The following is a 25,364-nucleotide window of genomic DNA, read 5'->3' as shown; positions in this document are numbered from 1 at the left end:
GGATCATTGCCATGCTGACTCAACTGCTGACCGAAGAGGTCATTTCCATCGAAACGGGAGCCCGCGACTGGCGTCATGCCATCGAGCTCGCCACCGCTCCCCTGCTGGCCAACGGCACCATAGAGCCCTCCTATGTGGCGGCGCTGTTTCGCTCCCACGAAGAGCTCGGCCCTTACTACGTGCTGGGCCCGGGCCTGGCCATGCCCCACGCCCGCCCGGAAGATGGCGTCAACCGTCTCGGCCTGGGACTGACAGTGCTGAAAACCGGGGTCAATTTCGGCTCCGAGGGCAATGACCCGATCCGGCTGCTCATCACCCTGGCCGCCAGCGACAGCAACTCCCACGTGGAGACCATCGCCCAGCTGGCCGAGCTGTTCATGAACGAAGAGGACGTGGCGGCCATCATGGCAGCCGACACCAAAGACGACATATTGCGCATTCTGGCGCGTTACTGAGCGGCGCCCTGCGCCCGACAAAGGAAGAGACGATGAAAATTCTGGTTGTATGCGGACACGGCCTGGGCACCAGCCTGATGATGGAGATGAGCATCAAGAGCATCCTCAAGGAGCTGGCCGTGACGGCCGAGGTGGATCACAGGGATCTCGCCTCCGCCGGCAGTGAAACCGCCGAGATGTTCGTGGCCACCCGCGACATCGCCGAGCAGCTCATCAGCATGGGGGTCAACGGCCGGCTGGTGTCCCTGGACAACATGGTCGACAAAGCCGCCATGAAAGAGAAACTCTCCATCGCACTGCGCGAACTGGGCGCTCTCTGACCACCTGACTTCGCGGCCTGCGGGCCGCCTCTTCCATCTGATTGGAGCTGACCATGGAATTTTTCAATTTTCTGATGTTTGACGTGCTGTCCGAGCCGGCCGTGCTGGTCGGCCTGATCGCGCTCATCGGCCTGATTGCCCAGAAAAAACCCGTGACCGAGTGCATCAAGGGCACGGTCAAGACCATAATGGGCTTCGTCATCCTGGGGGCCGGTGCCACCCTGGTGGTGAACTCGCTGGGCGATTTTGCCACCATCTTCCAGCACGCCTTCGGCATCAAGGGCGTGGTTCCCAACAATGAAGCCATCGTCTCCATCGCCCAGCAGTCGTTCGGCAAGGAGATGGCGATGATCATGTTCTTCGCCATGCTGGTGAACATACTGATCGCCCGCCTCACCCCGTGGAAATTCATCTTCCTGACCGGTCACCACACCCTCTTCATGTCCATGATGGTGGCGGCGATCCTCTCCGCCGGCGGCATGAGTGGCATTCAGCTGATCGCGGTCGGCAGCCTGGTGGTCGGCGTGACCATGGTGCTGTTCCCGGCCCTCGCTCACCCCTACATGAAGCAGATCACCGGCTCGGACGAGGTGGCACTCGGCCACTTCTCCACCATCTCCTACGTGCTGGCCGGCTGGATCGGCGCCAAGTTCGGCAACAAGGCCCACAGCAGTGAAGAGGTGCAGGTGCCCAAGAGCCTGCTGTTCCTGCGCGATACCCCGGTGGCTATCTCCTTCACCATGGGTATCATCTTCCTCATCACCTCCGCCTTTGCCGGGCCCGAGTTCGTCACCAGCGTTGCAAAGGGCAAGCACTGGTTCATGTTCTCCCTGATGCAGTCCATCACCTTCGCCGCCGGTGTCTACGTCATCCTGCAGGGTGTGCGCATGGTCATCGCCGAAATCGTGCCGGCCTTCAAGGGGATCTCCGACAAGCTGGTCCCGAACGCCAAACCGGCGCTCGATTGTCCCATCGTCTTCCCGTACGCCCCCAACGCCGTGTTGATCGGCTTCCTGTCGAGCTTCACCGCCGGTCTGGTGGGCATGGTGCTGCTCTACCTGCTGGGGCTCACCGTCATCATACCGGGCGTGGTACCGCACTTCTTCGTCGGCGCGGCGGCCGGGGTGTTCGGCAACGCCACAGGCGGCCGGCGCGGTGCCCTGCTTGGCGCCTTCGCCAACGGCCTGCTGATCACCTTCCTGCCGGTGTTCTTGCTGCCTGTGCTGGGGGATCTCGGCTTTGCCAACACCACCTTCAGCGATGCCGACTTCGGCGTGGTGGGCATACTGCTCGGCCTGATAATGCGTTGACCGACGCCTGCACGAAAAACAAAAACGGAGCGCCTGGCGCTCCGTTTTTTATAGCCACTCTGGGCTCAGTCGCTTTCCAGGCTGGCAAGACAGTGAGAGAGGGTGCGCGCCAGCGCGCCCTGATTGCGCAGCACCACAGCGTGGGCCTGTTCGCCCATCTGACGGCGCTCGCCCTCGTCGGCCAGCAACTCGCTCACCTTCTCCCCCAGCGCGGCGGCATCGGCCACCAGGGCGGCACCACCCTGAGCCACCAGCTGGCGGGTGATGTCGCTGAAGTTGAAGTAGGCAGGGCCGCTCAGACAAGGCTTGCCCAGCGCCGCCGGTTCCAGCAAGTTGTGACCGCCGACCTTCACCAGACTGCCGCCGACGAAGGCCACATCGGCCGCCGCCAGCATCAGCGGCAACTCGCCCATGGTATCGCCGAGATAGACCCTGTCTGTCTCGCGGATCGGGGATCCGCCGGTGCGCCGCACACAGCCGTAAGGGACACAGAGCTCGGCCACCCGATCGAAGCGCTCCGGATGGCGCGGCACCAGGATCAACAAGGCCTGGGGGTGGCGTTGCAGCACCAGGTCAAACGCCGCCAATACCTGCTCATCCTCACCCTGATGGGTACTGGCGGCGATCCAGACCGGCCTGCTTTGCCCCAGCTGCTGACGCAGGGCCTGTCCCCTGGCCTGCACTTCGTCACCCAGCTGGATATCGAACTTGATGGAACCGGTCACCGCCAGCCGCTCACGACCGATGCCGAGCCGTGCAAAGCGCTCGGCATCGTCCTGATGCTGGCAAAGCAGATGGGTCAGTGGCCGGCTGAGGGTATCGAACGCCCCCTGAAAACGGGCATAGCGCTGGCAGGAGCGTTCGGATAAACGGGCATTGATGATGGTCACCGGCAGATGGCGCGCCTCGCAGGCCGCCAGCCAGTTCGGCCACAGCTCCGTCTCCATCACCCAGAGGGCGCGAGGCTTGATGCACTTGAGAAACGCGGCCACCGCCCAGGGGTAATCGAGGGGGGCGTAGCGATGCACCACCAGATCGCCGAGCTTGGCCGCCTGCTCGGCGCCGGTGCGGGTGGTGGTGGTGAGCAGGATCGGCAAATCCGGCCGCTCGGCCTTGAGTGTACGGATGAAGGGACTGATGGCCAGGGTTTCACCCACGCTGACCGCATGGATCCAGAGCGGCGCCTCCTGCCCGCTGGCCGGCGTCCGTCCCAGATGCTCGGCCCAGCGCGCACCAAAGCCAGGCTTGCCCTTCTTCGGCTTGTAGAGTGCCAACAGCGCCAGCGGCAACCCCAGGTGGATCAGCAGGTTGTAGAGCAGCCGATAGCCCATGTTATGTCGGCTCCGATCGCTTGCTCGCATCGGAGACAAACCGTGGCGGTTCGCCCACTTGCAACGCGATCGGTTGATCTGGCGACTCGGCGCACTCCAGCCGTCGGCCTGCCTCTATCACCTGTTCCGGCATCAGCTCGATCAGGCACTTGAGGTGGCCGAACTTGCAAGTGCGCTTGAAACAGGGGCGGCACTCTATGTCGGTGTGCACTATCTCGACCCTGTCCGCCAGCGGCGGCGTGTAGAGCGGCGAGGTAGAGCCATAGACGCCGATCAACGGCCGGTTGAGGGCTGCGGCTATGTGCATCAGGCCGGAGTCATTGGAGATGACCCGCCCGGCCAGCGCCATCAGATCGATCGCCTCATACAGGTTGGTCTTGCCCGCCAGCACGTGGCAGTTGGGGCGCGACAGCGGATTGATCCGCTCGCGAATGGTGTTGGCCACAGGCACATCCTTGCCGGAGCCGAAGATCCACACCTGCCAGCCCTCATCCAGATACTTCTGCGCCACCACGGCGTAGTGCCCTTCCGGCCAGCGCTTGGACGGGCCGAACTCGGCACCCGGACAGAGCACCAGCACGGGACGAACGCGATCCAGACCGAGTCGCTCCAGCGCCTTGCCCTGATTGATGAGATCCACATTGAGGGAGGGGTGGGGAATGGTAGGAATATCGGCCCGGCTCTTCATCTGCGCCTTGGGATAGGCCAGCGCCAGATAGGCCTCCACCATCAGCGGGAAGGCGGACTTGTTACTGCGCATGTCGTTGAGCAGGCCGAAGCGGTGCTCCCCCTTCCAGCCGGTGCGCACCGGGATCCTGGCGAACCAGGGGATCAGCGCCGACTTCATGGAGTTGGGCTGGATGATCGCCTGATCGTACTTCTCGGCCGCCAGCTGTTTGCCGAGCCGACGGCGGGCCCCCAGCTTGAAGTCTCCGTGGCCGAGCGGCATGGGGACAGCCTTGTCCACTTCTGGCATCCGCTCCAGCAGGGCACCGCACCAGGCTGGCGCCATCACATGCAACTCGCTGTCAGGGTGATTGGTCTTGATCGCCTTGTAGAGGCTCTGGGACATCACCATGTCGCCGACCCAGGAGGGGCCGATCACCAATATTTTCATCTCACGCTTCTCTTGGGGCCAAGCCCTGCGGTTAATCATTGCTGGCCGAGATTATGCCCCAAGAATGGTCCGAGAAATAACAGAAGATCCCCGCACCATGTACACCTCTAATAAAAAAGAAGCCGTTTGAAACTGACGTACTCAGACCGCTGGAACCATGCTCCGCCTGCCGTTTTAGGCTAGAATGGGCGCCAATTCGAGCATGCCCCGCCAGCCGGGCGCCAACAAGAGCCTTCAACCCGTGAAAAAACCGACTCTGGCGGCCGTCCTGATCGTCAAGAACGAAGCCGACAACCTGAAAGCCTGCCTCGCCTCACTCGACGGTCTGGTGGACGAGATCGTCATTCTGGACTCCGGCAGCCAGGACGAGACCCCCGCCATCGCCGCCGAATTCGGCGCCCGTTTCTTCGTCAATACGGTGTGGCCCGGTTTCGGCCGCCAGCGCCGCCTCGCCCAGTCCCATGTCCAGTCAGAGTGGGTACTGTGGCTGGATGCGGACGAGCGGCTCACCCCTGAGCTGAAAGAGGCCATCGCGACCGTCATGGCCAATCCGGCCAGCGACACCATCTACTCCATCCCCCGCCTCTCCTGGGTGTTTGGTCGTTTCATCCGCCACAGCGGCTGGTATCCGGATCGGGTGCTGCGCCTCTATCCCAAGGCGCTCACCCGTTACAACGAGGTACTGGTACACGAGAAGGTGGAAGTACGGGCCAACATGAAGATCGTCAATATCCATGGCGACCTGCTCCACTACACCTATCGGGATCTGGAGCACTATCTGGTGAAGTCCGCCGGCTATGCCAGGGCCTGGGCCGATCAGCGCACCGCCCGTGGCAAGAAGGGCTCCCTCGGCCAGGGACTGGTCCATGCCGTGGGCTGTTTCCTCAAGATGTACCTGCTCAAGGCCGGCTTCCTCGATGGCAAGCAGGGACTCTTGCTCGCGATCCTCTCGGCCCACTCCACTTTCGCGAAGTACGCAGACCTCTGGATCCGCCAGCAGCCGCAAGCGCCGGATCAGACCCGCAACTAATTGCGCAGCCGCTCAAACCAGCATGACGAAACAGGGCCCGAAAGGGCCCTGTTTGCATCTGTCAGCTCTCTGTTCGCCAGAAGGGCGGTGCCCAGCGAGCTATCGCCGCCGCCATTGTCTTGGGATCGAGCTGGCTCATGTCTTCCGGATGATCGCTGTCTTCCGGCGGGCTGAACGCCAGGTGACGCCCCTCGCTGTTGAGCGGACGCCAGCGCAGCGGGGTGGCCGAGCGGTGCGCCGGGAAGAAACCTATGGTGGGCACGTCCAGCGCCGCCGCTATGTGCAAGGGACCCGTGCTGCCCGCCACAAACAGGGCCGCGTTGGCCATCACCTGACAGAACTTGGGCAGCCCCTCGTCGGAGCGATAGATCCAGCCATTGCCGCCGTGGGCCAGCAATTCTGCCGCCAGCTGCTCGGCGATCTTCTCCTCCCCCGGCCCCGCCGTCAGGATGCACTGCAATTCCGGGCATGCCTGATTGAGCTTGATGATGAGGCGCGAGTACTGCTCGATGGAGAGGTTGTTGGCCGAACCACCGCTGCCGGCGTGTACCATCAGCCAGGGACGGCTGGCATCCAGCTTCAGTCTGGTTGCAACCTGTTCGCGCACCAGCTGCAGGCTCTGGGGGTCAAAGCTGAGGTAGGGGCCCTGTGGCTCGGCCACGCTTACCTGCTGGTCGGCGAGAAAGCGACGCACCAGATCCAGGTTGTACTCGTACTCCGGCTTCTGGGAGCGGGAGCGGCGCTGCACCAGCCGCTGGTTGTAGAGCACCTGGGCCAGCTTGGTGGCCGGGGCCAGCCGGTAGGGGATGTGCGCCTTCCACACCAGCTTGGCGTTACGGGTGTTGGAGAACAGGCAAATGGAGGCATCGAAGGCTGCCGCCTTGATGCGGGCCAGCAAGGCGCGTTGCTGTTCCTTGTCGGCTCCTGACCCCGGATCCAGGATAATCTCGTCGATCCAGGGACAGAGACGGGCCAACGGCGCCGTGTAGGCAGGAACCAGGGCAGTCACATGACAATCCATGGAGCGCTTGAGCATGGCAAAACTCGGCCATGCCAGCATGAAGTCACCAATCTTGTCGTTGCGTACTACCAGAATACGTTTCATAAAAAATCCCTTTGCTCCCTGTCACCAATGCAAGGAGGCTTGATGCGCGGTGCGGGTATTCTTGCCTGATGCACAGCTATTCTCAAGCGAAGACACCAGACGATACTGATTTGGACGACCAAACCGGGCGTCTCGCGCCAGGTCCCGCACAAAACGGACATCGTCCCGGTCGCGACAAAACATCAACAGACCCTATAATGCGACCAAATTTCCAGGTTGCAGGAATCAACAGCATGACCAACAAGGTAATTTATCCCGGCACCTTCGACCCCATCACCAACGGCCATACCGATCTGATAGGTCGTGCCGCCAGGCTGTTTGATGAAGTGGTCGTCGGGGTAGCCAACAGCCCGAGCAAGCGCCCCTTGTTCGATCTGGCAGAACGTGTCCTGCTTGCCCGGCAAGTGACGGCCCACCTGCCCAACGTCAAGGTGGTGGGCTTCTCCGGCCTGTTGGTGGACTTTGCCAAAGAGCAGCAAGCCAACGTGCTGATCCGTGGCTTGCGGGCCGTCTCCGACTTCGAATACGAATTTCAGCTGGCCAACATGAACCGCCGCCTGATGCCGGAGCTGGAGAGCGTGTTTCTCACCCCTGCCGAGGAGAACTCCTTCATCTCCTCGACCCTGGTGAAGGAGGTCGCCCTGCATGGCGGTGATATCCGCCAGTTTGTCGACCCGATCGTCGCCAAGGCGATTGCCGCCAAGCAAGGCAAGTAACAAGCAAACAGGCTACCCGAGGGTAGCCTGTTTAGTGCGGCGCACATGGGCCGCGCTCGCCATTGTCCGCACTGGCAGTCAGCCCGCCGCGCGACCCAGCACCTGCTGGCAGGAGAGCGCCAGCTCGTCAAGCCATTCGTAACGACGCCGGTACATGGCCCGCTTCTTGGAGGCAATCTCCTCCAGCGGCTTGCGCACCGCAGGCAACAGCTGCACGAAGTTGTCATCCTGATCGATGGCGCCAAATTCCTCCCACAGCTCGTCATAATCCGCCTGCAGACAGGCTTTCTTCTTCTTGCTGTAACGCTTGGCCTGGTAGATGTGTGCCTTCATCCGCACCGCCGAGATATGCTCGGCCCCCATTGCCTCGGCCAGCTGCATCACCAGCATCACCACCAGCGACTTGGGCCGCAAACCGTGGCCCTCCTTGGTCAGGGATCGAACCTTGTCCTGTGCCTGTTCGACGCAGGGTTCCGGCCCCTGTACCGAGCCGATCACCAGCGCCAGCTTGCCGGGGGTGCCCGCCAGCGAGAAGGCACAACTATAGAGGCGCTTGCCCTGTTGATCGACGATGGAGAGCGCCAGCTCGGCCTCACGACGGAAGGTGCCATCGTGGCGCAGCACTATGCGACATCCACTCTGGGGATAGTGGCCAAGCTCTATGCCCTCGTCCAGATAGAGCGGATCTATCAGCTCGGGATAACGGGCCAGCAGCAGTCGATAGTGGTTTTCCAGCATCTCGGCCCGCTGGGTCGCGGTGGAGCCGGCAAACCGATAGGGTCGCATCGGCTTGTCGAGCAGCTCGGGATAGTGGGCAGGCAGGGCCTTGAGCGGTTCGGCCTGAAACAGTTCGAACACCCGGCTCATCTGCTGCCGATAGAGCAGGCTGCGCAGCACGAACTTGGCGCGATTGAAGGTCTTGCGGGCGCTGTCATCGGGATAGAGGAAGCGGGCCATTTTTTGGGCGCAATAGTGCCCCTGCCGGGATAAGTGATCCCAGTCCATTGATTTAGCTGTCATTTTATTTTCTCAAACCGCCTGAACGGTCGAGATACTAGTGACAGGCGCCCAAATATTCAACAGACCGGAAATACTCTCTTACAACTTGGCCATGTTTGGCCAAAATAACTGCGATTCAGCGCTGGCAGTGGGAGCAAAACACGGTTGTACGCTGCCCAAGCCGTATTTCACTGAGCAGGGTATGGCAGTGCAAACAGGGCTGGCCGCCGCGACCATAAACCTGCAACTGCTGCACGAAATAGCCCGGCTTGCCATCGGCGCTGGTGAAATCCTTGAGGGTGGTTCCCCCCTGCTGGATGGCAGAAGCCAGCACCCGCTTGATCTCGGCCACCAGGGTCGCCAGTCGCTCGGCACTGATGTTGCCCGCTGCCCGTTTGGGGTGAATACCGGCAGCGTACAGCGCCTCATTGGCGTAGATGTTGCCCACACCGACCACCACATGATTGTCCATCAGGAAGGTCTTGATGGCAGTACTGCGCCCCTTGGCCCGCCCTTGCAGATACGCGGCGTTGAAGGCATCGGTCAGCGGCTCCGGGCCCAGTTTGGCCAGCAGGGCGTGTGCCTCCGCCGGTTCACGGGTCCACAGCAGGGCACCGAAGCGGCGCGGGTCATTGAGTCGCAGCAGCTTGCCGTTGGCGAGTTCTATATCCACGTGATCGTGTTTCTCGGCCGGCGTACCGATATTCAGTACCCGCAGACTGCCGGACATGCCCAGATGCAGGATAGCGGTGCCAAAGTCGGTCTCCAGCAGCAAATATTTGGCACGACGGCTGACCCTGTGGATGGTGAGATCCACCAGCTCCTGGATTTCGCCCGGTACCGGCCAGCGCAGCCGGCCATCCCGTACCACGACGCGGGTCACCTTGATGCCGGTGAGCCAGGGAGATATGCCCTGGCGGCTGACTTCAACTTCCGGTAATTCAGGCATGAGGCCTCCAACAAATAGGGTGGATTAAGGCGAGGGGCGCAACAGGCTGCGATACTGCTCCTGACTCAGGGTGAGCCAGGTTGAGGGCGGCAGCAGGGCGGCAAACTTGCCGTTGTCCTGATAGAGCCCCACTGCGATCGGATCGCTCTGACCGGCGATCCACACCTTGAGGGTGACCGGCGTGCCGCGCACAGCCTCGCCAGGGGGCAGCAACCAAGCCTGCCACGCCTCGACATGGGCCGCCAGCTGGGCACTGCTGAGCCCCAGATCCGGTCCGCTGCGCCAGCCCTGGCCGATGCGCTCTATCTGCCAGCTCGGCCCCTGCCAGGTGAGAACGACTGCACTGTCCGGCAATAGGGTACGAGGCCGCTGGGCGCTGTTCTCCTGCTGGGCAACCTCCAGCCGGTGCAACAAGGTCACAACCCCCAGCACGGCCACTATGATCACGTTATTCCAGCCTTTACGGCTCAATTTGAACATGGCAAGCCTCCGTTGAACCGGCAGTGTACTGAATTCCAGCCATAAAAAAACCCGGCACTGGGCCGGGCTTTTGGGAATGCAGCATCAAGTAATTACTTGATTTTGCCTTCCTTGTAGATCACATGCTGACGAACAACGGGATCAAACTTTTTGATCTCCATTTTTTCGGGCATGGTGCGCTTGTTCTTGGTAGTGGTATAGAAGTGACCAGTACCGGCGCTGGAGTTCAGGCGAATTTTCTCGCGAATACCTTTAGCCATGATCTAATTCCTTATACCTTAACACCGCTGGCGCGCAGTTCAGCCAGAACCACTTCAACGCCACGCTTGTCGATAATACGCATGCCTTTTGCGGATACGCGCAGGCTTACGAAGCGTTTTTCACCCTCAACCCAAAAACGGTGAGTGTGCAGGTTCGGCAGGAAACGACGCTTGGTAGCGTTGTTAGCGTGCGAACGGTTGTTACCAACTGCCGGGCGCTTGCCGGTTACTTGGCATACTCTAGACATGTCAGTCTCTCCAAATCTTACTTCATTGCTCGAGCAAATATCTGCCCCGCTGGCCTTCGATTGCGGGGCAAACAGAAGGCGGCATTTTATACAGCATCCGTGATCAAAGATCAACTAATACAGTGCCAGAGCCCAGTTACAACCAACCACGCTCTGCAAAAGAAACCGTGATGCCGTCACCGATCACCAAGTGATCCAGCACTCTGATATCGATCAGGGCCAAAGCGGCCAAGATCCGATCCGTGATCTGGCGGTCGGCCCGACTGGGCTCGGCCACGCCGGACGGGTGATTATGCGCCAGAATCACTGCGGCTGCATTATGTTTGAGCGCGATCTGCACGATTTCTCTGGGCCAGACGCTTGCAGAATCGAGGGTGCCGTAAAAAAGTTCAACGAATTGAATGACTCTGTGCTGGTTATCCAGCAACAGCAGGGCGAACACCTCCCGCGGCCGATCCCGCAGCTGGGCTTGCAGGTAATCCCGGGTCAGCTGGGGCGAGGTCAGGGCATCGCCCCGTTGCAACTGCTCGGCCAGATGGCGCTTGCCCATCTCCAGCACCGCCTGCAATTGAGCATACTTGGCAGGCCCCAGTCCATGGGCATGACAGAAGGTGCCTTGATCGGCCCCGAGCAGTGCCCGCAGCGAACCAAACTGCTGCAATAGCTGACGGGAGAGATCCACAGCACTCAGGCCGTTGACGCCGGTTCGCAGGAAGATGGCCAGCAATTCAGCATCGGATAACGTCGCTGGCCCCTGCCGTAGCAGTTTCTCTCTGGGTCTCTCATCCTCAGGCCACTCCTTGATGCTCATTTGTCTCTCCCTCATGCCTATTGAGAGAAAACATAGCAAAAAATCGCGGGAGGCCGGCCACAAGTCCCCCATGTCAGCCTCTGTCGTCGTCCGTTGCCTGTGGTATCTTAGCCGACCAGTCAGAGTGAGCCGGAAGAGAAGCAGCAGATGAGATTGGCCGATAAACGCATCCTGTTGGGTGTCAGTGGCGGGATCGCCGCCTACAAGAGTGCCGAACTGGTACGCCGCCTGAAAGATCAGGGGGCCGAGGTACGGGTAGTGATGACGCGCTCCGCCAAGGAGTTCATCACCCCGCTGACCCTGCAGGCGGTTTCCGGTCATCCGGTGGCTGACAGCTTGCTGGATCCGGCTGCCGAAGCGGGCATGGGCCACATAGAGCTGGCCAAATGGGCGGATCTGGTGCTGATCGCTCCGGCGAGCGCCAATCTGATGGCCCGCATGGCCGCCGGCATGGCCGACGAACTGCTCACCACCCTCTGCGTGGCAACCCCGGCTCCGGTGGCACTGGCTCCCGCCATGAATCAGCAGATGTATCTCAACCCCGCCACCCAGGCCAATCTCAAGACCCTGGCCAGCCGCGGCATCCTGCTGTGGGGGCCGGATTCCGGCAGCCAGGCCTGTGGCGACGTGGGCCCGGGCCGGATGCTGGATCCCTTGGAACTGGTTGAGCGCTGCTGCCAGCAACTGGCCGCCGAGCCGCTGCTGGCGGGCGTCAGACTGCTGCTCACCGCCGGACCGACCCGCGAGGCACTGGATCCGGTGCGCTACATCAGCAACCACAGCTCGGGCAAGATGGGTTACGCCATCGCCCGCGCCGCCCGTGAGGCAGGGGCCGAAGTGACGCTGGTGAGCGGGCCGGTCGCCCTGCCTGCACCGAGCGGGGTGGAGCGTGTCGATGTGGAGAGCGCCGAGCAGATGCATAAGGCGGTGATGAGCCGGGTCGGCGAGTGCGACCTCTTTATCGGTTGCGCGGCGGTGGCCGACTATAGGCCCGAGCAAGTCGCCAGCCAGAAGATCAAGAAGACCGGCGACAACGATCAGATGGTGCTGACCCTGGTCAAGAATCCCGACATCATAGCTGCCGTGGGGGCGTTATCAGACAAGCCCTTCACCGTCGGATTTGCCGCCGAAACCGTGGATGTGGAACAATACGCCCTCGATAAATTGCAGCGAAAACGGCTGGACATGATCGCCGCCAACGATGTGTCTCGTGCGGGCCAGGGCTTCAATGCCGATGACAATGCTCTGACCGTGTTCTGGCAAGGGGGTCAAGCCCCGCTGCCACTGGCCGATAAGCTGACGCTGGCTCGCCACCTCATCGCCCTGATTGCGCGCCACTACCGGCGCTGAGTGCAGACACATGGCACCCCGCTGGCATTGCCCATGCAGGACGCCCACATCAACACTCACTGAGCAACGATCAATTCATGACTGCCCGGACTGTAACGAACATTCTGGGTGTCCACACAAGAACCCATTGAAAAACGAACGATTCATGACAACACAAATTGAGCTGAAAATTCTGGATGCCCGCATCGGCACCGAGTACCCGCTGCCCGCCTACGCCACACCGGGCTCTGCCGGTATGGACCTGCGTGCGCTGCTAGATGCGCCCATGACGCTGGCACCAGGCGACACCATTCTGGTACCGACCGGTCTGGCCATCCACATTCAGGATCCCGGCTTGTGCGCCACCATTTTGCCCCGCTCCGGCCTCGGCCATAAGCACGGCATAGTGCTGGGCAATCTGGTGGGGCTCATCGATTCCGATTACCAGGGCCAGCTGATGGTTTCGGTCTGGAATCGCGGCAACGACAATTTCACCATGCAACCCGGTGAACGCATCGCCCAACTGGTGATCATGCCGGTGGTGCAGGCCAGCTTCCAACTGGTCGATGAGTTCAATCAGAGTGAACGGGGTGAAGGCGGTTTTGGTTCTTCTGGTCGCCAATAACAGACCACACAGGCCCCCGGGCCTGTGCCTAATAACAGAATCAAGCCATTGTTTTTTTTAGGGGAATCCATGGCAAGCAGTAATCAGAAACAGAGTCGGCGCGATCAGATCCTGCAAGCACTCGCCCATATGCTGGAGACCAGCCCTGGCCAGCGTATCACCACGGCACGTCTGGCGGCCGAGGTGGGTGTCTCTGAGGCCGCCCTCTATCGACATTTTCCCAGCAAGGCGCGGATGTTCGAGGGACTGATCGACTTTATCGAGGATTCCCTGCTGTCACGGGTCAACCTGATCATGGCCGAAGAGAAGGACACCATGGCCCGCTGCCATCATATCCTTCAGCTGCTGCTGGTGTTCGCCGAGCGCAATCCCGGCATCACCCGCATCCTCAACGGCGATGCCCTGCTGGGTGAGCACGATCGACTGCGGGATCGTATCAGCATCCTGTTCGACAAGCTGGAAACCCAGATCAAGCAGGTGTTGCGGGAAAAACGGCTGCGGGAAGGTCAGGGCTTCCAGCTCGACGAGACCATGCTCGCCAATCTGCTGCTGGCCTATACCGAGGGACGCATCAGTCAGTTTGTCCGCTCCGAGTTCAAACTCAAGCCCACCGCCGGCTTTGAAGATCAGTGGCTCTTCATCCGCAGCCAACTGCTGCAAAGCTGACGCCATTCGGGTGGATACACAGAGGGAGGCCTTGGCCTCCCTTGTTTTTTATGGCAAAAAATGGAGGGGAGCACCAGATGCGACCCAAACTGTCGCATGCCAGTGTTAGATTCATGCGTCATAAACCTTTACTGCCTGACAGGACATCCTATGGAACCCGAAATCATCACAGAAGCGCAGACCTGGCTGGTCAATAATCAGGGCCTGCTGATCGAGTATGCCGTCAATATTGCGGCCGCCCTGATCACCCTGCTGGTCGGTTACATCGCCGCCAACCTGCTCAGCAATGGTGTGACCAAGGTGATGCATGCTCGCAAGCTGGATGCCACCGTGGTTCATTTCGTTGGCAGCATCCTCAAGTACACCATTCTGGTGTTCGTGGTGATAGCAGCCATGGGGCGAGTCGGGGTGCAAACCGCCTCCTTCGTCGCCATTATCGGTGCCGCCGGTCTGGCCATAGGTCTGGCACTGCAAGGCTCGCTCTCCAACTTCGCCGCCGGTTTCCTGCTGATCATCTTCCGCCCCATCAAGGCCGGTGAGTTTATCGAAGTGGCGGGCACCAATGGCGTAGTGCAGTCGGTGCAGCTATTCACTACCACCCTCACCTCGGGTGACAACAAGATGGTAGTGGTACCCAACTCCGCCATCCTCAACGGCACCATAGTCAACTACTCGCGCATGGACACCCGCCGCGTCGACATGACCTTCGGTATCGGCTACGGTTCTGACCTGCGCAAGGCCAAACAGCTCCTCGAGCGCCTGGTGAGTGAAGAGCCGCGCATCCTGAAGGAACAGGCAGCCACCATAGCCGTTGCCGCCCTGGCCGACTCATCGGTCAATATCGTAGTGCGTCCCTGGGTCAAGACTGCCGATTACTGGGGCGTCTGGTTCGACTTCCACGAAAAGGTGAAGCTGACCTTCGATGCCGAAGGCATCGAGATCCCCTTCCCGCAGATGGTCATGCACATGCAAAAGCCCCAGGCCTGATACCTGCGCAGACGATCACGACAATGCCAGCCCCGGGGCTGGCATTGTCGTTTCTGAACCCCCGGCCGTGCCGCAAGGCATAAAGACTCGACCCGCAGCTCACCTTGCATCATGGGGTCGAAAACCTGTCAATCCGGGCAGCCAGGTTGGCTTGCCCATCTTCATACCAGTCGACGAGCGACTCGGTTGAGCAGTGGCTGCACCAACGCATAGCCCCCCAGCACGGCCCCGATCACGGCCAACACCCGAATCTCGAGAGTCGGTGCGGCGGCTGTCAGCGCCAGGGTCAGCAGGCCGATGAGGCCGGTGGCGATCAGGCTCAGGGCAAACAGGGATAAAACATGTTTCATATCGATCTCCTCATTCCAGACAGTGGCCATCCCTGGGAGATCTCGTCCATTCGGTGCACATACTAGCCAACGCCCAACCCCGACAAGTTGCGTTTGCTCATAAAACGAGCCGAAAAACGGCTGTCAGATACTCCTTTAGCTGTAATACAAACTTGCCAGGCAGGCAGCCATAGATGAAAACCCTTTCACCCCGGCCAAGCCGGGTGAAGTATGAGCAAACTCAAGATCCCCTGGCCATGAGTGACTCATAATCGCAGCGTTTTGGTTGTAAACTCCTTCGATGGCAGACAATTGGTAAAGCTCTGTTACACGGGCCGCGCCATGGGCTCGGTATAATGGGCCCGGTATAGTGCTCGAATAATAAGGTTTGGCGGGAGCCTTGCCTGCAAGGTTCAAACACAACTTGGAAGATCGGTAATCCTATGAAAAATATCAATCCAACCCAGACCCAGGCCTGGCAGGCGCTGGAAGCCCATTTTGCAGCTAACAAAGAGACTCGACTCAAGGATCTGTTCGCGCATGACACGAAGCGCTTCGACAAGTTCTCCCTTACCTTTGGCGGCGACATTCTGGTCGACTACTCCAAGAACCTGATCACCGAGGAAACCCTCAAGTTGCTGGTTGATCTGGCCAAAGAGACCGATCTTCGCAGCGCGATCGATGCCATGTTCAATGGCGACAAGATCAACATGACCGAAGGGCGCTCCGTACTGCACGTGGCCCTGCGCAACCGCTCCGACCGCCCCATCGAGTGCGACGGCAAGGACGTAATGCCGGAAGTGAACGCCGTGCTGGCCAAGATGAAGGGCTTCTGCGAGAAAATCATCTCCGGCGAGTGGAAAGGCTACACCGGCAAGGCTATCCAGCACGTGGTCAACATAGGTATCGGTGGCTCTGATCTGGGCCCGGTAATGATCACAGAGGCACTGCGCCCCTATAAAAATCACCTGCAGATGCACTTCGTCTCCAACGTCGATGGCACCCACATCGCCGAGACTCTCAAAGAGATTGATGCGGAAACCACCCTGTTCCTGGTGGCCTCCAAGACCTTCACCACTCAGGAGACCATGACCAACGCCCTGACCGCCCGCGACTGGTTCATCAAGATCGCCGGTGACAAGGCCCACGTGGCCAAGCACTTCGCTGCCCTCTCCACCAACGGCAAGGCCGTGGCCGAGTTCGGCATCGACACCGACAACATGTTCGAGTTCTGGGACTGGGTTGGCGGCCGCTACTCATCCTGGTCTGCCATCGGCATGCCCATCGCCCTGTCCGTCGGTTTCGAGCACTTCGAAGCCCTGCTGCAAGGCGCCTTCGAAATGGACATGCACTTCGCCACTGCCTCCTATGAGCAGAACGTGCCTGTGCTGCTGGCGCTGATTGGCCTGTGGTACAACAACTTCCATGGCGCCGAGTCCGAAGCCATTCTGCCGTACGATCAGTACATGCACCGCTTCCCTGCCTACTTCCAGCAGGGCAACATGGAGTCCAACGGCAAATACGTGGATCGCAACGGTAAGCCGGTTGACTACCAGACTGGCCCCATCATCTGGGGTGAGCCGGGCACCAACGGCCAGCACGCCTTCTACCAGCTGATCCACCAGGGCACCAAGCTGATCCCCTGTGACTTCCTGGCGCCAGCCATTAGCCACAACCCGATCGGTGACCACCACCCGAAACTGCTGGCCAACTTCTTCGCCCAGACCGAAGCACTGGCTTTCGGCAAGAGCAAAGAACAGGTTGAAGCCGAGTTCCTTGCTGCTGGCAAAACCCTGGAGCAGGTCAAGGATCTGGTGCCGTTCAAGGTGTTCGAAGGCAACCGCCCGACCAACAGCATACTGTTCAAGAGTCTGACCCCGAAAACCCTGGGTGCCCTGATCGCCATGTACGAGCACAAAATCTTCGTACAGGGCGCAATCTGGAACATCTTCTCCTTCGACCAGTGGGGCGTGGAGCTGGGCAAACAGTTGGCCAACAAGATACTGCCGGAGCTCAACACCGATGCGGCTGTCACCAGCCACGACGGCTCCACCAACGGTCTGATCAACACCTGGAAAGCGTGGAAAGCCTGATTTATCCGGCCTTTCTGAATGCAAAAGCCCCGCTCGATGAGCGGGGCTTTTTTATAGCTGTCGGGCCGGATTTTCTGGCTGGCCGGTCGGGTGTCCAGTCCGACTGGCGACGGGGATCGTCATCCCCGCCCCTTCATCAATCCTGCCAGATGCAGGCTTAACCACCGACGGCGATGCGCTTCATGTCCTTCATGTAACCGCGCAGTACCTGGCCGATCTTTTCGATCGGATGGTTGCGGGTCGCTTCGTTGGCCGCCAGCAGCGCCAGGTTGTCGACGTTCTGCCCTTCGGCCTTGCTGGCACCCAAGTCGCCAGCCTTCAGGGTCGGCATGAAGTGCTCGCGCAGCAAGGGCACAGCAGCGTTAGCGAACAGATAGTTGCCGTACTCGGCGGTGTCTGAGATGACCACGTTCATCTCGTACAGACGCTTGCGAGCAACTGTGTTGGCGATCAGCGGCAACTCGTGCAGGGATTCGTAGTAGGCAGACTCCTCGTAGATACCGGAAGCTACCATGGTCTCGAACGCCAGCTCGACACCCGCCTTGACCATGGCCACCATGACCACGCCATGGTCGAAATACTCCTGCTCGGCAATTTTGCCAGTGAACGCAGGAGCGTTCTCGAAGGCAGATTTGCCGGTCTCTTCACGCCAGGTCAGCAGCTTGACGTCATCCTCAGCCCAGTCGGCCATCATGCCGCGGGAGAATTCGCCAGCGATGATGTCATCCATGTGCTTCTCGAACAGCGGGCGCATCAGGGTGCGCAGTTGCTCGGAGAGCTCGAAGGCACGCAGCTTGGCCGGATTGGAGAGGCGGTCCATCATCAGACTGATGCCACCCTGCTTCAGGGCTTCGGTGATGGTCTCCCAACCGAACTGGATCAGCTTGCCGGCGTAGGCCGGGTCTGTCCCTTCGGCAACCAGCTTGTCATAACAGAGCAGAGAACCGGCCTGCAGCATGCCGCAGAGGATGGTCTGCTCGCCCATCAGGTCAGATTTCACTTCCGCCACGAAGGAGGATTCCAGTACGCCGGCACGGTCGCCGCCGGTGGCAGAGGCCCACGCCTTGGCGATGGCCATGCCTTCACCCTTGGGATCGTTCTCCGGGTGGACGGCGAGCAGGGTCGGCACACCGAAACCGCGCTTGTACTCTTCACGCACTTCGGTTCCCGGACACTTGGGTGCAACCATGACGACAGTGATGTCGGCGCGGATCTGCTGACCCTCTTCCACCACGTTGAAGCCGTGGGAATAGCCCAGGGCGGCGCCCTGTTTCATCAGCGGCATCACGGTTTTCACTACGTCGGAATGCTGCTTGTCCGGGGTCAGGTTCAGCACCAGATCAGCGGTCGGGATCAGCTCTTCATAGGTGCCAACCGCGAAGCCGTTGTCGGTGGCCTTCTGCCAGGAGGCGCGCTTCTCGGTGATGGCAGCCTTGCGCAGGGCGTAGGAGATATCCAGCCCGGAGTCGCGCATATTCAGACCCTGGTTCAGACCCTGGGCACCACAGCCCACAATCACCACCTTCTTGCCCTTCAGCACGTCGCAACCGTCGGCGAATTCCGCTCGCTGCATGAAACGACACTTGCCCAGTTGGGCCAACTGCTGACGCAGGTTCAAGGTGTTGAAATAGTTAGCCATGGTGATTGCTCCGTTCGATTGATTCCATGCCGGGTAGCGGCGTTGTCTGAACCACTATAGCGCGGGACACTCATTGCCTGAACTGATATATTCGAAACAGTATGTTGCAGGAATTGAAAGATGATTCTGCGCAATCTCAAGCTGTTTCTCCCCCACGTCAGCAAACGCGCCGCCGCAGGAATAGAAAGATGGACCTTCGTAATCTCGAACTGTTTCTCCACCTCGCCGACTCCCTTCACTTTGGCAAGAGTGCCGATGCCATGGCGGTCAGCCCCTCCACCCTCAGCCGCGCCATTCAGCGCCTGGAGCAGGAGACCGGCTGCGTGCTGTTCGAGCGGGACAATCGCAGCGTGCGGCTCACCTCGGCGGGTGAGAAACTGCGGGAGTTTGGCGGCAGCCTGTTGCAGGAGTGGCGCCAGCTCAAGCAGGATCTCAAACGCAGCGATGAACCGCTGCAGGGGCGGCTGCGGGTGTTCTGCTCGGTCACCGCCAGCTACTTTCTGCTGCCAGAGGTGCTGGAGCGCTTCCGCCGCCGCTACCCCCAGCTGGAGATCAAGCTGGAGACCGGCGACCCGGCGCTGGCGGTGGACAAGATTCTGGCCGACGAGGCCGATCTCGCCATCGCCGCGCGGCCGGATGCGCTCTCCGCCAAGCTGGAATTTGCCAGCCTGCAGCAGGTGCCGCTGGTATTCATTGCCCCACGAACCGCACCGCAACAGAGCCAGTGGTTCTTACAGGGTGAGCCGGACTGGGAGCGGCTGCCGCTGATCCTCTCCGAACAGGGTCTGGCACGAAAGCGCTGTGACCAGTGGTTTCGCAACAAGGGAATTGCCCCCAACATTTATGCCGAGGTGGCGGGCAACGAGGGCATAGTCGCCATGGTGGCGCTCGGTTTTGGCGTCGGGCTGGTGCCTGCCGCCGTGATCGATCACAGCCCCATGGGGGAGAAAGTGCGCATCGTCGAGCCCAGACCGGCGCTCAAGCCATTCGACGTCGGTATCGCCGTACTCAAGAAGCGGCTGGAAGAGCCTCTTATCCGCGCCTTCTGGGATACGGCGCGCGGCCAGGGTTCACTGCGCTGACGGGGTGGCCGTGACCGGCGCATAGATTAGCGAGGGGTCAGCCATCATGATGCGGCTCCTGGCGGGCAGATCCGGATTATGCAGCTCAAGCATGATCCGCTCGTCCAGCTTCAACCGACGAATCGTGCTGCCAAACTCCTTTTCAAAGATCTGATCAAAGGCGCCGGACTGGCGCGCCCGCTGCAGCCCGAGCTCGATGCGCTGTGCCAGTTCGGGATATTGGGGGGAAACAAAAAACAGCAGCGCCAACGGATAACGGAACACCAGATGGGGTTCGATTGCGAGCTCCGGATGCAGCTTTAGTTCATCCTCTATCTCGATGACGGAACGCAGAAAGCAGTCAAAACGCCGCTTGCTCAGCATGTTGAACAGCGCCTCGTAGAGATTGCCCACCGTTACCTTGAGGCCGTTGGCCTTGAGCAGCTGGGTATCGGGCCAGGATCTGTGCTGACCGATGGTGAGTCCGGCGCTATGCCAGTCCGCCAGCGACCCTATGCCGCTAAAGCGCCCCTCATCCCCCTGCCGGATGAGGCAGACCCGCCAGCCCAGCAACCCCTTCGCCAACGGAATATGGACCGCCAGCAGGGAACGCTCCCGCTCTTCATCAGGGGCAAAGACTCCTATCTGTACCAGGGCACCCTCTTGTAACGCCTTGACCGCCCGCCCCTGCTCCATTGGCGGACTCGCAATCAGCTGATAGGGACCATATTCAGGCACTGTGAGATCGAGCGACAACCGCAGCAAGCCCGCCACAGCCGGATTGGGGTGCTCCAACAGCAGGTTCCAGGCCCGAATGTGCGACTCGGCAGCCAGGGCACTCCCCGCAAACAGTGTGATGCACCACAGCCAAATCCTGATCATTGCGCCTCGTACCTCTGATCTTGATGCACTCACTATAACGCGTGAGCGCCCAGTTCTGATGCATGGACCCGCAGATGTGTGAGCGACTTGGTGTCAAATCTGACAATGGTCAGAGCCAGATCCAGGTCACAGACTAGGCTCGGTGTTCAACCTGAATGGAAAAAGCCTCGCCATGATGCGTCACCTGATCGAAATCAACAGCTCACAGCTGTTTGAAGAGTACCTGCAGAGTCTGGGAGTGCCGCAAACCTTGCTGGATCACGAACAGGATATCTATCTGCAAGAGCGCCCGCTGGCGGCAGTGCGCCAAATTCAGGGCAAGATGAAGTTTTATCTGCGAGCCAGCGCCCTGACCACACAGTGATCCGCAACCGGTCACAGAACAGGCAATCAAAGCGTATTACACTGGCACCATCCGTCACCCTCGCCTCCGGGGGTCGCCATGAGGAGTGCCCATGAAACCAAGCGGCCTGGATCGGCTCTTCAAACCCCACTCAATCGCCGTCATCGGTGCCTCGACCGACCCGCAGAAAGCGGGTCACGTGGTGATCAGGCACCTGCTTGCAGGCCAGTTCAAGGGCCCCATACTGCCGGTCAGCCCCCATAACAAAGCCATCGCCGGAGTGCTGGCTTATCCCGACATTGCCAGCCTGCCGCTCTCCCCCGATCTCGCCATCATCTGCACCAAACGCGAACGGGTACTGTCGCTCATCGAAGCGCTCGGCAAAAAAGGGGCCGGGGCCGCCATCATACTGGCCGCCGATTTTTCGCAGGAAGAGAGGGAACAGTTGCAGCGCCTGAGCAGCCAATATGACATTCGCCTGCTTGGCCCCAACAGTATGGGCATGTTGCTGCCAGCGCAGGGCATCAACGCCAGCTTCTCCCCCATCGCCGCCAAACCTGGGCAGGTAGCCTTTGTCTCCCAGTCGGCGGCCGTCAGCACGACCATACTGGATTGGGCCAAACAGCATGAGCTGGGCTTTTCCGCCTTTATCTCCCTCGGCGATCACTGTGACATCGACTTCGGCCAACTGCTGGATCAGCTCTCTCGCGACGGCACCACTCGCGCCATCCTGCTCTATATGGACAAGTTGCACGACGCCCGCCACTTCCTCTCGGCAGCGCGGGCGGCTTCGCGCAACAAGCCAATACTGGTGCTCAAGAGCGGTCGCCACGATCCGGCCAAGGGGCTGGACAACGTCTACGATGCCGCCATCCGGCGAGCAGGCATGCTGCGGGTACGAGATACCCACGAGCTGTTTGCCGCGGTCGAAACCCTGAGCCATTCGCTGACCCTCAAGGGGGAACGGCTGGCCATCATCTCCAACGGCCGCGGACTGGCCAACATGGCGGTCGATGTGCTGCTTGAGCGGGGCGGAAAACTGGCCATGCCGCCAAAAGACATAGGTAGTGATGCCGATATCACCGCCTATCAGCAGGCACTCGATACCTTGCTGCAAGGGAATGAAGCAGATGCCATCCTGCTCATTCATGCGCCTTCCCTCACAGCACGCGGGGCCGAATTGGCGCGCAGTCTGATCGATTACCTCAGGCAGCATCCCAGAGCCAGGCGCTTCAATATCCTGACCAACTGGGCCGGGGAATACTCGGCACAGGAAGGACGCAAGCTCTTCACCGAAGCGGGCATTCCGACCTATCGCACTCCCGAAAGTGCAGTGGCCGCCTTCATGCATATGGTGGAATACCGTCGCAACCAGAAGCAGCTGATGGAAACACCCGCGTCCCTGCAGGGGGACAAGCTCAACGTCGAACTCTGCCAACAACTGATCCGGCAGGCACTGGAACGCAAGCAACTCACCCTCGATACCCATCTGGTGCAACCCATACTGCAAGCTGCCGGGCTCTCGACCCTGCCGACCTGGATTGTCTCCGATGCCATCGAAGCCACCCTGACGGCTGAACAGATCGGCTATCCGGTAGCGGTCAAATTGCGCTCGCCGGATATTGCCCACAAGTCAGCGGTGCACGGCGTCATGCTGAACCTGCGGACTTCTGCCGAGGTTGCTCAGGCGGCAGATGCCATTCTGGATCGGGTCAGACAGCACGATGCCGGGGCCCGCATCGAAGGCTTGTTGGTGCAGCGTATGGCACGCCGCAGCGGAGGGCTGGAACTGAGGATCCGCCTGCAACAGGATCCCGTCTTCGGTCCTGTCATCCTGCTCGGCGAGTCGGGAGCAGAACCCCAGGAGATGGTCGCCGCACTCCCGCCACTGAACCAGGCTCTCGCACGCTACCAGGTCATCGGTGCCATCAAGAGCCGCAAGATCCGCGAGCAGGCCACCCCCGAAAGACTCGATATCGATGCGCTTGGTCAGGTGTTGTGCCAGCTGTCGGAACTGCTGCTGGCGTTTCCCGAGATCCAGGAGCTGGACCTGCATCCATTGCAAGCATGCGGGGCCGAGATGGTGATCCTGGATGCCAGCCTGACACTGATGCCAATAACGCAGCAGCGTTGCCCGCTGGCGATACGCCCCTATCCCACCGAGCTGGAAGAGGGGGCCTGGCTCAAGGACCAGAGCCATGTGCTGCTCCGCCCGATCCGGCCGGAGGATGAACCCGCTCACAAACAGTTTGTGCTCAAGGTCTCCGATGAAGACAGGTACAAACGCTTCTTTGCTGACGTGGGAGAACTGGGCCACGAAGAGCTCGCTCGCATGACCCAGATTGACTACGACAGGGAGATGGCCTTTGTCGCGGTAGGACAGGACGGGGCCTTCAGTCAGCAAATTCTGGGGGTGGTGCGAGCCATTTCAAACCCGGATCAGTCCGATGCAGAGTTTGCCATTCTGGTGCGATCCGACCTAAAGGGGCTGGGGCTCGGCAAGTTGATGATGGAGAAAATCGTACGTTACGCCAGAGAGAGAGGGATTGGCCAGCTATCCGGCATGACCATGCCCAGCAATCGCGGCATGATCAATCTGGCCAAGCGTCTTGGTTTCAAGATCGATATCCAGCTGGAAGATGGGGTGGTCAATATGGAGTTGCCCTGTGCGGAGAGAGCCTAAGGGGCATAGCGCAGAGGACACCGCAGGAATGATAAATTTCAGGAAATAAAAAACCCCGCTCGGTGAGCGGGGTTTTTCGTGTTGGGTGCCTGGCAGTGTCCTACTCTCGCATGGCGAATGCCACACTACCATCGGCGCTACCGCGTTTCACTTCTGAGTTCGGCATGGGATCAGGTGGTTCCACGGCGCTATGGCCGCCAGGCAAATTNTGTAAGTCGCTGACCCATTATACAAAAGGTACGCAGTCACCCCGAAGGGCTCCCACTGCTTGTACGTACACGGTTTCAGGTTCTATTTCACTCCCCTCACAGGGGTTCTTTTCGCCTTTCCCTCACGGTACTGGTTCACTATCGGTCAGTCAGGAGTATTTAGCCTTGGAGGATGGTCCCCCCATATTCAGACAGGATGTCACGTGTCCCGCCCTACTCGATTTCACTTCAAGGTTGTTTTCGTGTACGGGGCTATCACCCTGTATCGCCGGCCTTTCCAGGACCGTTCCACTAACTTCCAAGATGCTTAAGGGCTAATCCCCGTTCGCTCGCCGCTACTGAGGGAATCTCGGTTGATTTCTTTTCCTCGGGGTACTTAGATGTTTCAGTTCTCCCGGTTCGCCTCTGTTACCTATGTATTCAGTAACAGATANGCTGACCCATTATACAAAAGGTACGCAGTCACCCCGAAGGGCTCCCACTGCTTGTACGTACACGGTTTCAGGTTCTATTTCACTCCCCTCACAGGGGTTCTTTTCGCCTTTCCCTCACGGTACTGGTTCACTATCGGTCAGTCAGGAGTATTTAGCCTTGGAGGATGGTCCCCCCATATTCAGACAGGATGTCACGTGTCCCGCCCTACTCGATTTCACTTCAAGGTCGTTTTCATGTACGGGGCTATCACCCTGTATCGCTGGCCTTTCCAGGACCATTCCACTAACTTCCAAGAAACTTAAGGGCTAATCCCCGTTCGCTCGCCGCTACTGAGGGAATCTCGGTTGATTTCTTTTCCTCGGGGTACTTAGATGTTTCAGTTCTCCCGGTTCGCCTCTGTTACCTATGTATTCAGTAACAGATAAACACTTCTTGGGTGTTGTATGGTTAAGCCTCACGGGTAATTAGTATGGGTTAGCTCAACACATCACTGCGCTTACACACCCCACCTATCAACGTTGTGGTCTCCAACGGCCCTTTAGGACCCTCAAGGGGTCAGGGATGACTCATCTCAGGGCTCGCTTCCCGCTTAGATGCTTTCAGCGGTTATCGATTCCGAACTTAGCTACCGGGCAGTGCCACTGGCGTGACAACCCGAACACCAGAGGTTCGTTCACTCCGGTCCTCTCGTACTAGGAGCAACTCCCTTCAATCATCCAACGCCCACGGCAGATAGGGACCGAACTGTCTCACGACGTTCTGAACCCAGCTCGCGTACCACTTTAAATGGCGAACAGCCATACCCTTGGGACCGACTTCAGCCCCAGGATGTGATGAGCCGACATCGAGGTGCCAAACACCGCCGTCGATATGAACTCTTGGGCGGTATCAGCCTGTTATCCCCGGAGTACCTTTTATCCGTTGAGCGATGGCCCTTCCATTCAGAACCACC

Annotated in this window: 25 protein-coding genes, 1 rRNA gene and 1 other annotated feature (1 of these 27 only partly in view); of the genes, 13 read left to right on the top strand and 13 right to left on the bottom strand. The window is 59.9% G+C overall.

Annotated features, from left to right (window positions below; genetic code table 11):
* Positions 1–11: 11 nt before the first annotated feature.
* The 3 genes from AACX78_RS00445 to AACX78_RS00435 are packed head-to-tail and all read left to right on the top strand — an operon-like array spanning position 12 to position 2,085.
* Positions 12–455: a PTS sugar transporter subunit IIA gene (locus AACX78_RS00445; protein ID WP_005894035.1), complete on the top strand. Its 444-nt coding sequence runs from the start codon at positions 12–14 to the stop codon at positions 453–455.
* 32 nt (positions 456–487) lie between these two features.
* A complete protein-coding gene (locus AACX78_RS00440; RefSeq protein WP_005321257.1) occupies positions 488–775 on the top strand; it encodes a PTS sugar transporter subunit IIB in 288 nt (95 codons plus the stop codon).
* Positions 776–828: 53 nt separating this feature from the next.
* Positions 829–2,085: a PTS ascorbate transporter subunit IIC gene (locus AACX78_RS00435; RefSeq protein WP_159165088.1), complete on the top strand. Its 1,257-nt coding sequence runs from the start codon at positions 829–831 to the stop codon at positions 2,083–2,085.
* A 65-nt stretch (positions 2,086–2,150) separates the two neighbouring features.
* On the opposite strand, the gene waaA is transcribed toward AACX78_RS00435, so the two are convergent.
* Both waaA and waaF read right to left on the bottom strand, forming a co-directional pair.
* On the bottom strand, positions 2,151–3,416 hold the full coding sequence (waaA, locus tag AACX78_RS00430; RefSeq protein WP_159165087.1) for a lipid IV(A) 3-deoxy-D-manno-octulosonic acid transferase: 1,266 nt from the start codon (positions 3,414–3,416) through the stop codon (positions 2,151–2,153).
* Between the two features lies 1 nt (position 3,417).
* Positions 3,418–4,533, bottom strand: coding sequence for a lipopolysaccharide heptosyltransferase II (gene waaF, locus AACX78_RS00425; protein ID WP_159165086.1), 1,116 nt, complete (start codon positions 4,531–4,533; stop codon positions 3,418–3,420).
* Between the two features lie 241 nt (positions 4,534–4,774).
* Between waaF and AACX78_RS00420 the strand changes: the two genes are divergently transcribed.
* Complete coding sequence (locus AACX78_RS00420; RefSeq protein WP_159165085.1) at positions 4,775–5,563, top strand: glycosyltransferase family 2 protein; 789 nt, start codon at positions 4,775–4,777, stop codon at positions 5,561–5,563.
* A gap of 61 nt (positions 5,564–5,624) precedes the next feature.
* Here the strand turns inward: AACX78_RS00420 and AACX78_RS00415 are convergent, their stop codons facing one another.
* Positions 5,625–6,668 carry a glycosyltransferase family 9 protein gene (locus AACX78_RS00415; RefSeq protein WP_159165084.1) on the bottom strand — a complete coding sequence of 348 codons (1,044 nt, stop codon included), beginning with the start codon at positions 6,666–6,668 and terminating at the stop codon, positions 5,625–5,627.
* A 233-nt stretch (positions 6,669–6,901) separates the two neighbouring features.
* Here AACX78_RS00415 and coaD point away from each other — a divergent pair, with 233 nt between their 5' ends.
* Positions 6,902–7,384 carry a pantetheine-phosphate adenylyltransferase gene (coaD, locus tag AACX78_RS00410; protein WP_005321264.1) on the top strand — a complete coding sequence of 161 codons (483 nt, stop codon included), beginning with the start codon at positions 6,902–6,904 and terminating at the stop codon, positions 7,382–7,384.
* Between the two features lie 78 nt (positions 7,385–7,462).
* Here the strand turns inward: coaD and AACX78_RS00405 are convergent, their stop codons facing one another.
* The 6 genes from AACX78_RS00405 to radC form a co-directional block, all read right to left on the bottom strand.
* Positions 7,463–8,341 carry a VirK/YbjX family protein gene (locus AACX78_RS00405; RefSeq protein ID WP_159167410.1) on the bottom strand — a complete coding sequence of 293 codons (879 nt, stop codon included), beginning with the start codon at positions 8,339–8,341 and terminating at the stop codon, positions 7,463–7,465.
* Positions 8,342–8,519: 178 nt separating this feature from the next.
* A complete protein-coding gene (gene mutM, locus AACX78_RS00400) occupies positions 8,520–9,332 on the bottom strand; it encodes a bifunctional DNA-formamidopyrimidine glycosylase/DNA-(apurinic or apyrimidinic site) lyase (RefSeq protein ID WP_159165083.1) in 813 nt (270 codons plus the stop codon).
* A 24-nt stretch (positions 9,333–9,356) separates the two neighbouring features.
* A complete protein-coding gene (locus AACX78_RS00395; protein ID WP_159165082.1) occupies positions 9,357–9,812 on the bottom strand; it encodes a hypothetical protein in 456 nt (151 codons plus the stop codon).
* A 92-nt stretch (positions 9,813–9,904) separates the two neighbouring features.
* The gene (gene rpmG, locus AACX78_RS00390) at positions 9,905–10,072 is read right to left on the bottom strand and encodes a 50S ribosomal protein L33 (protein ID WP_005307500.1); all 168 of its coding nucleotides are present in this window, start codon (positions 10,070–10,072) and stop codon (positions 9,905–9,907) included.
* A gap of 11 nt (positions 10,073–10,083) precedes the next feature.
* Positions 10,084–10,320, bottom strand: a complete 237-nt coding sequence (gene rpmB / locus AACX78_RS00385) for a 50S ribosomal protein L28 (protein WP_005321271.1) — start codon at positions 10,318–10,320, stop codon at positions 10,084–10,086.
* A gap of 136 nt (positions 10,321–10,456) precedes the next feature.
* Positions 10,457–11,131 (bottom strand): RadC family protein, encoded by a 675-nt coding sequence (gene radC, locus AACX78_RS00380; protein ID WP_125601175.1) that lies wholly within the window; start codon positions 11,129–11,131, stop codon positions 10,457–10,459.
* A 147-nt stretch (positions 11,132–11,278) separates the two neighbouring features.
* On the opposite strand from radC, the gene coaBC reads away from it, so the two are divergent.
* From coaBC to AACX78_RS00360, 4 genes are all read left to right on the top strand, one after another.
* Positions 11,279–12,481: a bifunctional phosphopantothenoylcysteine decarboxylase/phosphopantothenate--cysteine ligase CoaBC gene (coaBC, locus tag AACX78_RS00375; RefSeq protein ID WP_159165081.1), complete on the top strand. Its 1,203-nt coding sequence runs from the start codon at positions 11,279–11,281 to the stop codon at positions 12,479–12,481.
* A gap of 145 nt (positions 12,482–12,626) precedes the next feature.
* Positions 12,627–13,085: a dUTP diphosphatase gene (dut, locus tag AACX78_RS00370; protein ID WP_159165080.1), complete on the top strand. Its 459-nt coding sequence runs from the start codon at positions 12,627–12,629 to the stop codon at positions 13,083–13,085.
* A gap of 69 nt (positions 13,086–13,154) precedes the next feature.
* Positions 13,155–13,751, top strand: coding sequence for a nucleoid occlusion factor SlmA (gene slmA, locus AACX78_RS00365; protein ID WP_005321293.1), 597 nt, complete (start codon positions 13,155–13,157; stop codon positions 13,749–13,751).
* A gap of 150 nt (positions 13,752–13,901) precedes the next feature.
* Positions 13,902–14,738 (top strand): mechanosensitive ion channel domain-containing protein, encoded by an 837-nt coding sequence (locus tag AACX78_RS00360; RefSeq protein ID WP_021140968.1) that lies wholly within the window; start codon positions 13,902–13,904, stop codon positions 14,736–14,738.
* A gap of 161 nt (positions 14,739–14,899) precedes the next feature.
* On the opposite strand, the gene AACX78_RS00355 is transcribed toward AACX78_RS00360, so the two are convergent.
* Positions 14,900–15,088 carry a hypothetical protein gene (locus tag AACX78_RS00355; protein WP_034524411.1) on the bottom strand — a complete coding sequence of 63 codons (189 nt, stop codon included), beginning with the start codon at positions 15,086–15,088 and terminating at the stop codon, positions 14,900–14,902.
* A gap of 422 nt (positions 15,089–15,510) precedes the next feature.
* Between AACX78_RS00355 and pgi the strand changes: the two genes are divergently transcribed.
* On the top strand, positions 15,511–17,160 hold the full coding sequence (pgi, locus tag AACX78_RS00350; protein WP_159165079.1) for a glucose-6-phosphate isomerase: 1,650 nt from the start codon (positions 15,511–15,513) through the stop codon (positions 17,158–17,160).
* A gap of 157 nt (positions 17,161–17,317) precedes the next feature.
* Here the strand turns inward: pgi and ilvC are convergent, their stop codons facing one another.
* Positions 17,318–18,799: a ketol-acid reductoisomerase gene (ilvC, locus tag AACX78_RS00345; protein ID WP_159165078.1), complete on the bottom strand. Its 1,482-nt coding sequence runs from the start codon at positions 18,797–18,799 to the stop codon at positions 17,318–17,320.
* A gap of 188 nt (positions 18,800–18,987) precedes the next feature.
* On the opposite strand from ilvC, the gene ilvY reads away from it, so the two are divergent.
* Complete coding sequence (gene ilvY / locus AACX78_RS00340) at positions 18,988–19,881, top strand: HTH-type transcriptional activator IlvY (protein WP_021140972.1); 894 nt, start codon at positions 18,988–18,990, stop codon at positions 19,879–19,881.
* Here the strand turns inward: ilvY and AACX78_RS00335 are convergent.
* A complete protein-coding gene (locus AACX78_RS00335) occupies positions 19,870–20,742 on the bottom strand; it encodes a substrate-binding periplasmic protein (RefSeq protein ID WP_159165077.1) in 873 nt (290 codons plus the stop codon). The genes ilvY and AACX78_RS00335 overlap by 12 nt on opposite strands.
* Before the next feature lie 172 nt (positions 20,743–20,914).
* On the opposite strand from AACX78_RS00335, the gene AACX78_RS00330 reads away from it, so the two are divergent.
* Positions 20,915–21,106 (top strand): hypothetical protein, encoded by a 192-nt coding sequence (locus AACX78_RS00330; RefSeq protein ID WP_159165076.1) that lies wholly within the window; start codon positions 20,915–20,917, stop codon positions 21,104–21,106.
* A 91-nt stretch (positions 21,107–21,197) separates the two neighbouring features.
* Positions 21,198–23,768 (top strand): bifunctional acetate--CoA ligase family protein/GNAT family N-acetyltransferase, encoded by a 2,571-nt coding sequence (locus tag AACX78_RS00325; protein ID WP_159165075.1) that lies wholly within the window; start codon positions 21,198–21,200, stop codon positions 23,766–23,768.
* 87 nt (positions 23,769–23,855) lie between these two features.
* Positions 23,856–24,470 (bottom strand) — a sequence feature (most likely nonfunctional fraction of RNA operon).
* A 385-nt stretch (positions 24,471–24,855) separates the two neighbouring features.
* Here the strand turns inward: AACX78_RS00325 and AACX78_RS00320 are convergent.
* A 23S ribosomal RNA gene (locus AACX78_RS00320) occupies positions 24,856–25,364 on the bottom strand (it continues 2,381 nt past the right edge of the window).

Origin of the sequence: Aeromonas sp. 9A (genome assembly GCF_963900955.1) — a bacterium.
GTDB lineage: Bacteria > Pseudomonadota > Gammaproteobacteria > Enterobacterales > Aeromonadaceae > Aeromonas > Aeromonas salmonicida.
This window is presented reverse-complemented; position numbering and strand designations above follow the sequence as displayed.